Below are 13159 nucleotides of genomic sequence, written 5' to 3'. Positions count from 1 at the left end.
CTGAGCCACGCGGGCTCGTGATCGGTACGTGGCGAACCTTGCCGGGCGGCGGCTCCGCATTGGTGGCCCGCCCAGAGGGCGATAGCTCTGACCGTCGCAACCCTGGCGGCGTGTTGGTGATCGGCGAGTTGTACGGCATGACCGACCTGGTGCACGAGGCCATGAGCACGCTCACCGAGGCGGGCCATGCGGTGGCCGCCGTCGATCTCTTCACGGGCACCGAGCGCGGCTTGCAACTGCCCTACGACGACGCCGGTCGAGCGCGCGGTTTCGCACTGCTGCGCGACCTGCAGGCGGAATCCCTCGTGGAGCAGATCCGCCAGACCCGCGACCTACTCGAACCAGGCCCGGTCGGCATCGTCGGTTTCAGCGTCGGGGGATTTATGGCCCTGGTCGCCGCCACGCACCTGACCTTCGAGGTGGTCGTGGCCGTCTACCCCGGGTGGACGGTGCACGGGGGCGGTCCGATCGCGACGCCCGCGCCGTTGCAGCGTGCGGCAGACCTGGGCGCGACTAGCGTGCTGGTGCTGGCAGGTTCGGACGACGCCCTCGTAGGCCCCGATCTCGACGACATCGACGCGCTGCTCGGCGCCGCCGGCGTTCAGCACGAACTGCTGGTGCTGCCCGGCGTCGGTCACGGCTTCGCCTGCGCAGGGCGCCGGGCAACGTATTCGGACGCCGCAACCTCGGCCACCTGGCGAGCGATTCTCGACGCGCTGGCTGCGTGAGCCAGGGGGGTTAAGCTGAACCGGGGCCGAGTGACCAGCCGACTCCCCGCCGTCCGGCGTTTCGTGACCCGGCCGTGCTCGAACTGATGGGGCAGGGGTCCGACCCCATCGCCCGGTTGCATGCCGCCCACGAGACGGCGCGGGTGCTGGTGCAGACCGGCCGCGCCGGCGACGACCCGGCGACGGCCGAACGCACGACTGGATCGCCTCAGTAACCTTTGTCGCGGCGACGCCGAACTTCTTGGCCAGACGGGCGAGGTTGTTCATGCCCATGCCGCCACAGCGCCGCCTTGGCTTTGGCTGTGGCTTATGAGGTCTGGCCGGTTGCGCTCGTGATCGAATCACGCTGCTGCAGACGGCTTACGAGACGCCGAACACCGCCCCGGCCCCGATCGCTGCGGCGCCGATCGCCAGCCCGGTCCTCTGCTTGCTGTCCATGAGAACAGTGAGCCCGGCTGGCAAGGGCGCTGATGTCTGCCTGTGCGCTGTGTGTGACAGCGGAGGCGGTTTGCTGGCGGGTGGGGTCACTCGGCTGGTCAGCCCTATGCAACTTCCTCCAAGACCAGCGCGAAGCGCACACCGTCGGGTGCCGCAACAACCAGCTCTGCCGGGCCGCCTTGGCCGATTGGTTCACTCTGGCCGCTGTAGAGCTTTGACTGATCGCACCCGTCTGTCCAGACGCGCAGCAGGGTCTTGCCGCCTCGGCGAAGAGTTACGGATGGGCCGGCCATCTCACCTGAGCATACGAACACCGCTATGACCGCACCTGTGATCTGCTCAAGTTGCACCTGAATGGTCATCACGCCGCCGCTTTGGGTCGCCGCGAGAAGTCGTCCGAAAGACGGCTGGTGCTGCCCGGCCCGCAGAGACCGATCGAGTTCCAAGCCGCTATTGATCTGGGTGGGGCCTGGCGAGGCGGTGGGCATATCAGGCGTCGACAAAGGTGTGGCGATGCACCCGGTGAGTGCGATCGCCACGCCAATGCTGAGACTAAGCACGCCTGCGCGCCCCACTAACGTCATGCCGGAGGTCAACTGTGCTTGTAATATGCGGGAGCACCCTTGACTGCAGCCTTCGCGGTGCCCTTTCCCTCAACTACCTTGGTGCAGGGGGCCTTGTAGTGAAACTTGGTCCAACTAAATGAGTACCCGTTCAGCGTGCCCACCTCCAACCAGCCGACCTTCTGAGTGACCTTCCATGACCCGCCATGGTTGCTGGTGGTCGTGACTGAGCCGCCCACGGTGACGGCAAGGCTCGCGCTCGCCTTCGCGAACAACACCCCCGCCTCTACCTCCGCAGTGCCCGTGATGGATCCGCTGATCGTGTGCGATATTCCACTCTCGATCTTGAGCGTCACATTCCGATCGCCGTAGATGCGTGACCCCCTCGAAGCAATGTAGATCTTCTTCTTATTGGAGAAGCTGTACTCGCTGGCAGTGCGCGTGTGGCTCGGGGTGATTCGTTGGCCAGCAGACGTTGGATCCAACGGTGAACCTTGACAAATCACACTTTTAGGGGCGGCTTCTTGGGCGGATGCAACTGCTGCCGAAGTGGAAGTGCAGACCATAACACAGGCAATTGCACCGAAAGTGGCAAGTGCCTTTCGTTCTTGCTTCATTAGGCTAGGGCCTATCTTTAGGGGTAGGTGTCAGGAGCCTACTGATAGAGCCCACATGGCGCAAGGCGGCGAAAATAGTAGTTCCTGCCAAAGCCTCTGAGTTTGCCAGCGCATCACTGAACCTCCCGGGCATGTCCGGAGTTGGTTTGGCTCCCTTACCTTGCGGCTGAAGGTTGTTGTTGAGCGCAGTGGACTTGTTCCAGGACGGCGGGGGCATGTCGCCGCAGTACTGGTTGAGCCGCTGGTTGTTGTACCAGCCGATCGATTCGGCGGTGGCGATCTCGACGGTGTCGAGGTTGCGCCAGGGTCCCTGGCGGCGGATCACTTCGATCTTGTCTAGCCCTCGATGCTATCGGCCAGGGCGTTGTCGAAGCTGGAGCCGACCCCGCCGACCGACGGCGTGATGCCCGCCTGGGCGAGTCGTTCTGAGTAACTACCGACAGGTATTGGACGCCTCGGTCGTTGTGCGCGACCAGCTGCTCGAACTGGTCGTGGCCCTCGGTTTGCCGGTCCAGATGGCTTGCTTGATGGCGTCCAGGACCAGCTCGGTGGTCATGCTGGTGGCGGTGCGCCAGCCGAGGATGCGGCGGGCGTAGGCGTCGATCACGAACGCGACGAAATACCCACCCTGCCCAGGTGGGGACGTAGGTGAAGTCGGCCACCCTTAGCCGGTTCGGCGCCAGCGGCTCGAACTTGCGCTGCACCCGGTCATCCGGTTTGGGACCGGCGCGGGCGATGGTGGTGCGTTTGACCTTGCCGCGCACCACTCCGACCAGCCCAGCGGCTGTCATCAGCCGCTCGACGTTGTAGCGGGCGACCGGTATGCCTTCGCGGTTCAACACCAGCCACACCTGCCGCGGGCCATCCCCGAAGTTCTCGGTATGCACTCGGCGATTGTGCTCCAACAGCTTTGCGACTGTGGTGATGGTGCTGTACCGCTCCGTGTTCGACGTGCCTTGGGCGCGAGTGCGTCACAATTGCGACGGAGCGTGCCGTCGAGACGTAAGCTGTTTGGCGATGGCTACAGACAATCGTCCGCCAAGGCGTCCGGCGTTTCGTGACCCGGCCGTGCTCGAACTGATGGGGCAGGCGTCTGACCCCATCGCCCGGTTGCATGCCGCCCACGAGACGGCGCGGGTGCTGGTGCAGACCGGCCGCGCCGGCGACGACCCGGCGACGGCCGAACGGATGCTCGCCTTGGTCGACGAGATCGGGTTGTCGACGCTGGCCGACCTGTGGGCTTCGCGTCCACCCCGCAGCCTTCCCGGCGCGCTATGGCGGCTCTACTTCATTCGCGAATGGATGCGTACCGATGCGGCGGGCGTGGGCCGGGTGTACGCGGCCGGGGTGCGGTTCACCGAACCCAATCACGTGGTGGCCGGCATCGACCCGCCGCGGCCCGAAGACGTGCGCCGAATCGCCGACGACATTTTGCGCGGGGCGTTCACCGGCGACTTCGCGGTGGCCCTCGAACGCGCAGCGGCCTTTTGTGCGGTGACCTCGGCCGGCAGTGCCGAACTCGACGGCCGCGACCACCTGTTGCGGGCGCAGCGGCTGCAGCAGATGTCGGCAGATCTTTCGGCCTGTGCCGGGCTCTGGCGCGCCGATTCTTTGCGTTGAGCTTGGGTCTTGCGGTCGCGGGGCCTATATTCGGTCAACGGCGCCGGACTGCGGTAGCCCCGGGCTCCAACACTTGCCGCTTCGAGCGGCCCCGCGCCGAGAGGCGCTCCCAGTCCGGCGCCACTCACCCCTCCCGAACAAGGCTGATTCACCGGCCCGAACACGACTGAACCCGGCCGTCCAGGGGGGACGGCCGGGTCGGAAAGAGGAATCAGTCGGTCGTGCTGCCAGTTGTGACCTCCGTTCTGCACCGGTGCGCGTTGTCTTGCTTGCCTGACCACTACGAAACCGTCCGAGGCTGGGTGCGCACTACGCGCACCCTGTCTGGTCGCTGTGAGTGGGTCTCGACGAGGCTCGACCGGCGAGCCGCATTAGGCTGGGCGGCGTCATGACCACTCCTGTTCGCATGTGCGCCGGCTGCCGCGGCCGGGCCGACAAGCCCACCCTGGTGCGCCTGGTGTGGGACGGCGGGTCGGCCGTCACCATCGACGAGCAGCAGTTGCTGCCCGGCCGGGGCGTCTACGTGCACCCGGCCTGCGTCGAGCGGGCGCTGAAGACGCGCGCGCTGGCGCGTGGGCTGCGTCGTCAGCTCGACGCTGCCGCCGTGCGGAATGTCTTGGCGTCGTTGTCGGTTGGGTGATTCGAGGGCGACGGCGATAGAGTTATCCGTGCGCCTCCGCCGACCAGGGCGGATCCCAACCAGAAAGTGGGCTAACGCTCATGACCACTCGATGAGTACCTCGAAATGAGCATCAACAACTAACTGGTCCGCGCGCCCGCGGACCGCCGAAGGAGACTAGTGGCAGTCCGCGTCTACGAGCTCGCAAAAGAGCTCGGACTCGAAAGCAAAGAGCTGTTGTCGACCCTCAAGGGTATGGGGGAATTCGTCCGCTCCGCCTCATCTACGATCGAGGCACCCGTGGTGCGCAAGGTGAAAGAGAAGCTGGCCACCGAGTCGGCTCCCGCCGCACCGGCAGCCGCACCAGCAAAGGCCGCACCCGCTCGTACTGCGCCGTCTGGCGCACGTCCGGCAGCCCCAGCGGCCAAGCCGAGCACGCCCGCCCCGGCCGCGTCGGCACCGGCGCAGCCCCAGCCCGCCGCGCCCACACAGTCCGCCGCGCCCGCGCAGTCCGCTGCCCCAGCGCAGTCCGCTGCGCCCGCGCGCCCCGCTGCGCAGGCTCCGGCCGCCGCGCCGAGGGCGACGCCCCAGGCCCCGAGCGCGACACCGCGCCCGAGCGCCACGCCGCAGCCGCGGCCCAGTGCGCCGCAGCAGTCCCGGCCGTCCACGGGTGGTACTCCGACCCCGCGGCCGATGCCGCGTCCCGGTGGTACGGGTGGTGTGCCCGGCGCCGGCAACGCGGCCCGCCGCACCGGCACGCCGCGTCCGGGTAACAACCCGTTCGCCTCCAGCCAGGGCATGGGCGTGCGTCGCCCCCGTCCTGAAGGAGCAGGCACCGGCACGGCGCCGGGCGGGCGTCCTGACGCCCGCACCGGAGCGCCCCGTCCGGGCGGCTCGGCTCGTCCCGGCGTGCCCGGCATGCCTCGTCCGAACCCCGCGATGATGCCCCGCCAGGCCAACCCCGGTCTGGGCGGCGGGCAGACCCGCACCGGTGGTGGCGGACGTCCCGGCTTCGGCGGCGGCCAGGGTCGTCCCGGCGGCGCCGGACGGCCCGGCTTCGGCGGCAACGCCGGTCCGGGCCGTGGCGGCCCCGGTGGTCCGCCCACCGGTGGTGGCGGTCGCGGCCGTGGCGGCCGTGGCGGCTCCGGCACCCAGGGTGCCTTCGGGCGCGCCGGTGGTCCCGCCAAGCGCGGACGCAAGAGCAAGAAGCAGCGTCGCCAAGAGTTCGACCAGATGGAGGCGCCGACGATCGGCGGCGTGCGGATCCGTCCCGGTGACGGATCCACCGTCCGGCTGCGCCGTGGCGCCTCGCTGACCGACCTGGCCGAGAAGATCGGCGTCGATCCGGCGTCGCTGGTGCAGGTGCTGTTCAACCTGGGCGAAATGGTCAACGCCACCCAGTCGGTGGCCGACGACACGCTGCAGGTGCTGGGCGCCGAGCTCAACTACACCATCGAGGTCGTCTCGCCCGAGGACGAGGACCGCGAGCTGCTGGAGAGCTTCGACATCGAGTTCGGTGAGGACGAGGGCGGCGAAGAAGACCTGGCGCCGCGTCCGCCGGCGGTCACCGTGATGGGTCACGTCGACCACGGCAAGACCAAGCTGCTCGACGCCATTCGCAACACCAACGTGGTGGCGGGCGAGGCCGGCGGCATCACGCAGGCGATCGGCGCCTACCAGGTGGCCACCGAGGTCGACGGCCAAGAGCGCAAGATCACCTTCATCGACACCCCGGGCCACGAGGCGTTCACCGCCATGCGTGCCCGCGGTGCCAAGTCGACCGACATCGCCGTGCTGGTGGTGGCCGCCGACGACGGTGTGATGCCGCAGACCATCGAGGCGCTCAACCACGCCAAGGCGGCCGAGGTGCCGATCGTGGTGGCGGTCAACAAGATCGACAAAGAGTCGGCCGACCCCACCAAGGTGCGCGGCCAGCTCACCGAGTTCGGCCTGGTGCCCGAGGAGTACGGCGGCGACACCATGTTCGTCGACGTCTCGGCCACCGCCCGTACCGGCCTGGACGAGCTGCTGGAGGCGGTCGTGCTGACCGCGGACGCGTCGCTCGACCTGCGCGCCAACCCCGACATGCCCGCCCAGGGTGTGGCGATCGAGGCGCATCTCGACAAGGGCCGCGGCCCCGTGGCCACCGTGCTGGTGCACCGCGGCACGCTGCGCACCGGCGACTCGATCGTGGCCGGCTCGGCCCACGGCCGGGTGCGCGCCATGATCAACGATCAGGGCGAGCAGGTCACCGAGGCGCCGCCGTCCATGCCGGTGCAGGTGCTCGGCCTGACCTCGGTGCCGGGCGCGGGCGACAACTTCCTGGTCGTCGAGGACGACCGCATGGCGCGCCAGATCGCCGACAAGCGGGAGTCCCGGCAGCGGGCCGCCCTGCTGGCCAAGACCACCCGTCGCAAGACCCTCGACCAGCTGTTCGAGCAGCTCGAGAAGGGCGAGACCCAGGAGCTCAAGCTCATCCTCAAGGGCGATTCGGCCGGTTCGGTCGAGGCGCTGGAAGATGCGCTGGCCGGTATCGACATCGGCGACGAGGTCAGCCTGCGGGTCATCGACCGCGGTGTCGGTGCGATCACCGAGACCAACGTGTCGCTGGCCGAGGCGTCCGATGCCGTCATCATCGGCTTCAACGTGCGGCCGCAGGGCAAGGCCACCCAGATGGCGGATTCGGCAGGCGTCGACATTCGCTACTACTCGGTGATCTACGCCGCGATCGACGACGTCGAGGCCGCGCTGAAGGGCATGCTGAAGCCGATCTTCGAAGAGAAGGTCAGCGGCCAGGCCGAGATCCGCGAGATCTTCCGCTCGTCGAAGTTCGGCACGATCGCGGGCTGCATGGTGATCGACGGCTCGATCAGGCGCAACAGCAAGGCGCGCCTGATCCGCGACGGTGTCGTGGTGACCGAAACCTCGATCGCGTCGCTGCGGCGCGAGAAGGACGACGTCACCGAGGTGCGCGAGGGCTACGAGTGCGGCATGACGCTGGCCAACTACTCCGACATCAAGGTCGACGACGTGATCGAGACCTTCGAGATGGTCGAGAAGGCGAGGGACTGAGATGGGTAACCCGCGCTACGTCAAGGTCGCTGAGCAGATCAAGGTGATCGTGGCGGAGCTGTTGGAGCGGCGGATCAAGGATCCGCGGCTCGGCTTCGTCACCATCACCGACGTGCGGCTCACCGGTGACGGTCGTGAGGGCACCGTGTTCTACACGGTGCTGGGCGACGAGCAGGCCCGCGACGACACCGCCGCGGCGTTGTCGTCGGCCAAGGGCCTGATCCGCTCGACGGTCGGCAAGCAGTTGGGCATGAAGTTCACCCCGACCATCGACTTCGTGCTCGACGCGGTTCCCGAAACTGCGGCGCAGATCACCGACGCGCTGGCTCGGGCCAAGGCTGCTGACGAGGCGGTGGCGGCGCAGGCCGCCACCGCGTCGTACGCGGGCGAGGCCGACCCGTACAAGCACCCCGACGAGGAGCCGTCGGAAGATTGAGTCCGACTGCTGGGCGAGCTTTGGCGAGACCTTGCGGACGCGAAACGTCCGCAACCGGGTTTAGCCTCGGCGCATGACCTACCGTGTCGAGGCATTGAGCGACGCCACGTTTCCCGCGTTCGAGGCGCTGGTGCGCAAGCACAACGGCATCTTCGGCGGCTGCTGGTGCTTGTGGTTTCACGAACAGGGCGGCACCGGTAGCCACGAAGGCAACTGCGCGGCCAAGAAGCGGCTGGTCGAACAGGGCATCGCCCACCACGCTCTGGTGATGAACGGTGACGCCGTCGTCGGCTGGTGCGAGTACGGCACCCCGGTCGAACTGCCGAACATCTACCACCGCAAGCAGTACGACGCCAGCGGCATCGAACCCACCGACTACCGCATCACCTGCTTCTTCGTCGATCGCGACCACCGCAAGCGCGGCGTCGCCGAACTGGCTCTGGGTGGCGCCCTGGACGCCATCGCGCACGCCGGCGGGGGCAGCGTCGAGGGTTATCCGCGGCACGATCTGGACACCAAGAAGATGTCGGCGTCGTTTCTGTTCAACGGCACCCTGCACATGTTCGAGCGGGCCGGCTTCGAGCGCGTCGCCGACCTGGCGAAGTTCCGCTGCATCGTGCGCCGAACGGTCGCTCAGGCCCACTAACCTGGCCCGATGCAGTCGGGAATTCTGGTCGTCGACAAACCGAGCGGCTGGACCTCGCACCAGGTGGTCGGCCGGTGCCGCCGGCTGCTCGGCACCCGCAAGGTGGGCCACGCGGGCACCCTCGATCCGATGGCCACCGGTGTTCTGGTGATCGGTGTGGGCCGCGGTACCCGGCTACTGGGCCACCTGGCGCTCACCACGAAGACCTACGAGGCCACCATCAGGTTGGGGCAGGCCACCAACACCGACGACGCCGACGGAGAGGTGACCCAGGCAACGAGGGCAGTCGCTGTGTCGGACGCCGCCATCGAAAGCGCCCTGGACGCACTGCGCGGCGACATCGTGCAGGTTCCGTCCACGTTCTCGGCGATCAAGGTCGACGGCAAGCGCGCCTACGCGCTGGCCCGTGCCGGCGCCGACGTCGAACTGGCCGGCCGTCCGGTGACGGTGAGCCGGTTCGAGGTGCTGGCCCGCCGCGCTGCCCGGGCTGAGGTTGCGGTCACGGATCTGGACGTGGCGGTCGAATGCAGCTCGGGCACCTACATTCGGGCGCTGGCCCGCGACCTGGGGGCTTCCCTGGGCGTGGGTGGGCACCTGACCGCGCTGCGTCGCACCCGGGTGGGCGGCTTCGACCTGGCCGGCGCCCTGAGCCCCGACGAGCTGACCGCCGACCCCCCGCAAGCGCCCGCGCTGATGCCGCTGGGCGAGGTGGCGAGGCGGAGCTTCGCTGTCGTCGAACTCACCGACGACCAGGCGCGTGACGTCGGCTACGGACGACCGTTGTCGATCACCGTGCCCGACGACCCGACCGCGCTGCTGCATCAACACGATCTGCTGGCGTTGTACCGGCCAGACGGCGATCGCGCTGTGCCGGTGGCCGTGCTGGCCTAGCCCGGCGGTCTTTCGAGAACGTGCCACCGCTTTGGGGGTGACCTCTTGTCGCGAGGCGTCCGCTCTGGGCAGGCTGAGGCATTCATCGGACGGAGGTGCGCCGTGTCAGCAACCGAAACCACCGAAAGCCAAGGCGAACTCAAGCGGGTGATGGGGCCCGGGCTGCTGTTGCTGTTCATCGTCGGCGACATTCTGGGCACGGGCATCTATGCGCTGACCGGCGTGGTGGCCAAAGAGGTCGGGGGAGTGGTTTGGCTACCGTTTCTCATCGCGTTCGTCGTGGCCACGATCACGGCCTACAGCTACCTCGAGTTGGTCACCAAGTACCCACAGGCGGCCGGTGCCGCCCTCTACACGCACAAGGCGTTCGGCATTCACTTTCTGACCTTCGTGGTGGCCTTCACGGTGATGACCTCGGGCATCACGTCGGCCTCGACGGCGGCCCGCGCGTTCGCCGAGAACCTGCAGCGCGGCTTCGGCCTCGAAACCTCCGCGGTCTGGACGATCGTGATCGCGATCGGCTTCATGCTGCTGGTGGCACTGGTGAACATTCGCGGCGTCGGCGAGAGCGTCAAGGCCAACGTGGTGCTCACCTGCGTGGAGCTGTCGGGCCTGCTGCTGGTGATCTTCGTCGCCGTCTACGCCATGTCGCAGGGGCGGGCCGACTTCTCGCGCGTCACCGTGTTCGAGACCCCCGAAGACAAGAGCATCTTTCTCGCCGTCACCACCGCCACGTCATTGGCGTTCTTCGCCATGGTGGGGTTCGAAGACTCGGTGAACATGGCCGAAGAGACCCGTGAGCCCACCAAGATCTTTCCCACGATGATGCTCACCGGGTTGTCGATCACCGGCCTGATCTACGTGCTGGTGTCGATGTCGGCAGTGGCGTTGGTGCCGCCGGGAGAGTTGTCGAAAGAGGGTGCCACTCCGCTGCTGCTGGTGGTGCAGACCGGCGCGCCGAACCTGCCGATCGGTGCGATCTTTCCGTTCATCTCGATGTTCGCGGTGGCCAACTCGGCACTGATCAACATGCTCATGGCGTCGCGGCTGCTGTACGGCATGGCGCGCGAGGGCGTGCTGCCGCCGGTGTTCGGTCGGGTGCACCACAGCCGGCGCACGCCCTGGGTGGCCATCATCTTCACCACCCTGCTGGCGGTCGGGCTGATCACCGTCGTCGGTCAGGTGTCACAGCTCGGCGGCACCACCGCCCTGCTGCTACTGGGTGTGTTCACGCTGGTCAACGTGGCCGTGCTCGTGCTGCGCAAAGACAATGTCGAACACGATCACTTCACCGCGCCCAGCTGGCTGCCGGTGATCGGTGCCCTGAGTTGCGCCTACCTTGTCGGCCCGTGGACCGGACGCTCCACCGATCAGTATTGGATCGCCGCGGTGCTGATCGGCATCGGCGTGCTGCTCAGCGTGCTGATGTTTCTGTTCAACAAGTCGCAACACAAGCCGACCAGGTTCGAGCACCCCGATGACGATCTGGGCACAAGGCGGCCGCTCAACTGAGCCGATGTTTAGGCATGCCCTGCGCCGTGTAGCCGGGGTCGCTCACCACGACGTCGCCCAGCGCGTCGTCGATGGCCTGCAACACGTCCGCCGACAGTTCGACGCCGGAGGCCGCCGCGTTGGCCGTCACCTGCTCGGGTCGGGAGGCGCCGACGATCGCGCAGGCCACGTTGTCGTTGGCCAGCACCCAGGCCACCGCGAGCTGCGCCATGGTCAGGTCGAGATCGGACGCGATCGGCTTCAGGTTCTGCACCCGCGCCAGCAGATCGTCGTTCATGAACTGGCCGATCATGTTCGCGCCGCCCTTGTCGTCGGTGGCACGCGAACCCGCGGGCGGCGGCTCGCCCGGCAGGTACTTGCCGGTGAGAATGCCCTGCGCGACCGGCGACCAGACCACCTGCGAGATGCCCAGTTCCTTGCTGGTGGGCACCACCTCGGGTTCGATCACCCGCCACAGCATCGAGTACTGCGGCTGGTTCGAAATCAGCTGAACGCCCAGCTCCTTTGCCAGGGCATGGCCCTCGCGCAGCTGATCGGCGGTCCACTCGCTGACGCCGATGTAGAGCGCCTTGCCTTGCCGCACGACGTCGGCGAAGGCCTGCATGGTCTCTTCCAGCGGGGTCTCCACGTCGAAGCGGTGGGCCTGGTACACGTCCACGTAGTCGGTGCCGAGCCGACTCAGGGAGCCGTTGATCGACTCGAGAATGTGCTTGCGCGACAGGCCGGTGTCGTTAGGGCCCTTCGGGCCGGTCGGAAAGTAGACCTTGGTCATGATCTCGAGCGACTCGCGGCGCTCGCCGGCCAACGCCTCGCCGAGCACGCTCTCGGCTTTGGTGTTGGCGTAGACGTCGGCGGTGTCGAAGGTGGTGATGCCGGCATCGAGCGCGGCCCGCACGCAGGCCAGCGCGGCCTCGTTCTCGACCTGCGACCCGTGCGTGAGCCAGTTGCCGTACGTGATCTCGGAGATCTTCAACCCCGAGTTGCCCAAGTAGCGAAACTCCATGCACCCATCCAACCACTCCGTGGCGATGGGCCGTCCTCGCGAACCGACTAAGGTGATCCACCGTGAGCGAAACCGTGGTGGTCATCGGCAACTTCGATGGCGTGCACCCGGGTCACGTCGAAGTGCTTGCCGAGGCGCACGCCCGTCGGCCGGACCTGCCGCTGGTGGTGGTCACGTTCTGGCCGCACCCGATCAGCGTGCTGCGTCCTGCGCTCGGGCCGATGCTGCTCACCGGGCTGGACCAGCGCATCGAGTTGCTCCAGCAGGCCGGTGCCGACCGTGTGGAGGTGATCCACTTCACCCCCGAGTTCGCCACCCACACCCCCGCCGAGTTCGTCGACGAGGTGCTGCTGCCGCTGCATCCAGTGCTGATCGTGGTGGGCGAGAACTTCCGGTTCGGTCACCGGGCCGCCGGCAACGTCCAGACCCTGCGCGAGCTGGGGCAGGGACGCTTCGAGGTCGAGGGCCTGCGGCTGGTGCGGTTCGGCGACGAAGAGACCTGCTCGACGGTGATCCGACAGGCGCTGGCCGAGGGCGACGTCGCGCACGCCGCGAAGCACCTGGGCCGCCCGTTCCGGTTCAGCGGGCTGGTCGCGCACGGTGACCACCGCGGGCGCGAGCTCGGGTTCCCGACCGCCAACCTGCCGGTGCCGCAACTGCTCGCCTGTCCCGCCGACGGGGTCTACGCGGGCTGGCTGACCCGTCTGGACGGCCGCGGTGCGCACGGCGAACCACTGCCGTCCGGGGCCGAACCGGAGCCCTGGCCCGCGGCGGTTTCGGTGGGCACCAACCCCACCTTCGACGGCCTCGAGCGCAGGGTGGAGTCGTATGTGCTGGGCCGTACCGACCTGGAACTGTACGGGGCACCGATCGCGGTGGACTTCGTCGACCGGATCCGCGGTCAGGTGCGCTTCGAGGGCATCGATTCGCTGATCGTCCAGATGCGGGACGACGTGCGCCGCTGCCACGAGATTCTTGGGTCCTGAGGGGTCTTGCATCGACCCCGCTGGAAGC

13 protein-coding genes and 1 pseudogene are annotated in these 13159 nt (G+C 67.8%); 10 read left to right on the top strand and 4 right to left on the bottom strand.

Annotation, left to right across the window (positions count from 1 at the left end; translation table 11 throughout):
- The first annotated feature begins 17 nt into the window (after positions 1-17).
- Positions 18-728: a dienelactone hydrolase family protein gene (locus MPLG2_RS08880; protein ID WP_331826939.1), complete on the top strand. Its 711-nt coding sequence runs from the start codon at positions 18-20 to the stop codon at positions 726-728.
- An 86-nt stretch (positions 729-814) separates the two neighbouring features.
- A complete protein-coding gene (locus tag MPLG2_RS19655; protein ID WP_269459178.1) occupies positions 815-943 on the top strand; it encodes a hypothetical protein in 129 nt (42 codons plus the stop codon).
- Positions 944-1270: 327 nt separating this feature from the next.
- Here the strand turns inward: MPLG2_RS19655 and MPLG2_RS08875 are convergent, their stop codons facing one another.
- The 3 genes and pseudogenes from MPLG2_RS08875 to MPLG2_RS08865 form a co-directional block, all read right to left on the bottom strand.
- Positions 1271-1705, bottom strand: a complete 435-nt coding sequence (locus MPLG2_RS08875) for a hypothetical protein (protein WP_158681010.1) — start codon at positions 1703-1705, stop codon at positions 1271-1273.
- A gap of 53 nt (positions 1706-1758) precedes the next feature.
- Positions 1759-2214, bottom strand: coding sequence for a hypothetical protein (locus MPLG2_RS08870; RefSeq protein WP_158681008.1), 456 nt, complete (start codon positions 2212-2214; stop codon positions 1759-1761).
- Between the two features lie 287 nt (positions 2215-2501).
- Positions 2502-3257 (bottom strand): annotated as a pseudogene (locus MPLG2_RS08865) (IS3 family transposase); the annotation flags it as partial.
- Positions 3258-3363: 106 nt separating this feature from the next.
- Here MPLG2_RS08865 and MPLG2_RS08860 point away from each other — a divergent pair.
- The 7 genes from MPLG2_RS08860 (at position 3364) to MPLG2_RS08830 (ending at position 11142) form a co-directional block, all read left to right on the top strand.
- On the top strand, positions 3364-3966 hold the full coding sequence (locus tag MPLG2_RS08860; protein WP_105185812.1) for a hypothetical protein: 603 nt from the start codon (positions 3364-3366) through the stop codon (positions 3964-3966).
- 388 nt (positions 3967-4354) lie between these two features.
- The gene (locus tag MPLG2_RS08855) at positions 4355-4606 is read left to right on the top strand and encodes a YlxR family protein (protein WP_105185811.1); all 252 of its coding nucleotides are present in this window, start codon (positions 4355-4357) and stop codon (positions 4604-4606) included.
- Between the two features lie 123 nt (positions 4607-4729).
- Entirely contained in the window at positions 4730-7657 is a 2928-nt protein-coding gene (infB, locus tag MPLG2_RS08850; protein WP_197710165.1) for a translation initiation factor IF-2, read from the top strand.
- A 1-nt stretch (position 7658) separates the two neighbouring features.
- Positions 7659-8093, top strand: a complete 435-nt coding sequence (gene rbfA / locus MPLG2_RS08845; RefSeq protein ID WP_105185809.1) for a 30S ribosome-binding factor RbfA — start codon at positions 7659-7661, stop codon at positions 8091-8093.
- Positions 8094-8166: 73 nt separating this feature from the next.
- Positions 8167-8739 carry a GNAT family N-acetyltransferase gene (locus MPLG2_RS08840; RefSeq protein WP_105185808.1) on the top strand — a complete coding sequence of 191 codons (573 nt, stop codon included), beginning with the start codon at positions 8167-8169 and terminating at the stop codon, positions 8737-8739.
- Positions 8740-8748: 9 nt separating this feature from the next.
- Positions 8749-9630 (top strand): tRNA pseudouridine(55) synthase TruB, encoded by an 882-nt coding sequence (gene truB / locus MPLG2_RS08835; RefSeq protein ID WP_105185807.1) that lies wholly within the window; start codon positions 8749-8751, stop codon positions 9628-9630.
- A 102-nt stretch (positions 9631-9732) separates the two neighbouring features.
- Complete coding sequence (locus MPLG2_RS08830; RefSeq protein WP_231935930.1) at positions 9733-11142, top strand: APC family permease; 1410 nt, start codon at positions 9733-9735, stop codon at positions 11140-11142.
- Here MPLG2_RS08830 and MPLG2_RS08825 read toward each other — a convergent pair.
- On the bottom strand, positions 11135-12145 hold the full coding sequence (locus MPLG2_RS08825) for an aldo/keto reductase family protein (RefSeq protein ID WP_105185806.1): 1011 nt from the start codon (positions 12143-12145) through the stop codon (positions 11135-11137). The two genes, MPLG2_RS08830 and MPLG2_RS08825, sit on opposite strands and share 8 nt — an antisense overlap.
- Before the next feature lie 62 nt (positions 12146-12207).
- Between MPLG2_RS08825 and MPLG2_RS08820 the strand changes: the two genes are divergently transcribed.
- Complete coding sequence (locus MPLG2_RS08820) at positions 12208-13131, top strand: bifunctional riboflavin kinase/FAD synthetase (RefSeq protein WP_231935928.1); 924 nt, start codon at positions 12208-12210, stop codon at positions 13129-13131.
- Positions 13132-13159: the final 28 nt, after the last annotated feature.

It is taken from the genome of Micropruina glycogenica (genome assembly GCF_900289045.1).
GTDB classification, from domain to species: Bacteria; Actinomycetota; Actinomycetes; order Propionibacteriales; family Propionibacteriaceae; genus Micropruina; species Micropruina glycogenica.
Note: the sequence above shows the minus strand (reverse complement) of the source record. Positions and strands in the feature narration are given on the sequence as shown.

Excerpts from the sequence above, each read along its gene's own strand:
- MPLG2_RS08860 (WP_105185812.1), top strand. The coding sequence starts at position 3,364 with ATGGCTACAGACAATCGTCCGCCAAGGCGTCCGGCGTTTCGTGACCCG.
- MPLG2_RS08840 (WP_105185808.1), top strand. The coding sequence starts at position 8,167 with ATGACCTACCGTGTCGAGGCATTGAGCGACGCCACGTTTCCCGCGTTC.
- truB (WP_105185807.1), top strand. The coding sequence starts at position 8,749 with ATGCAGTCGGGAATTCTGGTCGTCGACAAACCGAGCGGCTGGACCTCG.
- rbfA (WP_105185809.1), top strand. The coding sequence starts at position 7,659 with ATGGGTAACCCGCGCTACGTCAAGGTCGCTGAGCAGATCAAGGTGATC.
- MPLG2_RS08855 (WP_105185811.1), top strand. The coding sequence starts at position 4,355 with ATGACCACTCCTGTTCGCATGTGCGCCGGCTGCCGCGGCCGGGCCGAC.
- MPLG2_RS08825 (WP_105185806.1), bottom strand. The coding sequence starts at position 12,145 with ATGGAGTTTCGCTACTTGGGCAACTCGGGGTTGAAGATCTCCGAGATC.
- MPLG2_RS19655 (WP_269459178.1), top strand. The coding sequence starts at position 815 with ATGGGGCAGGGGTCCGACCCCATCGCCCGGTTGCATGCCGCCCACGAG.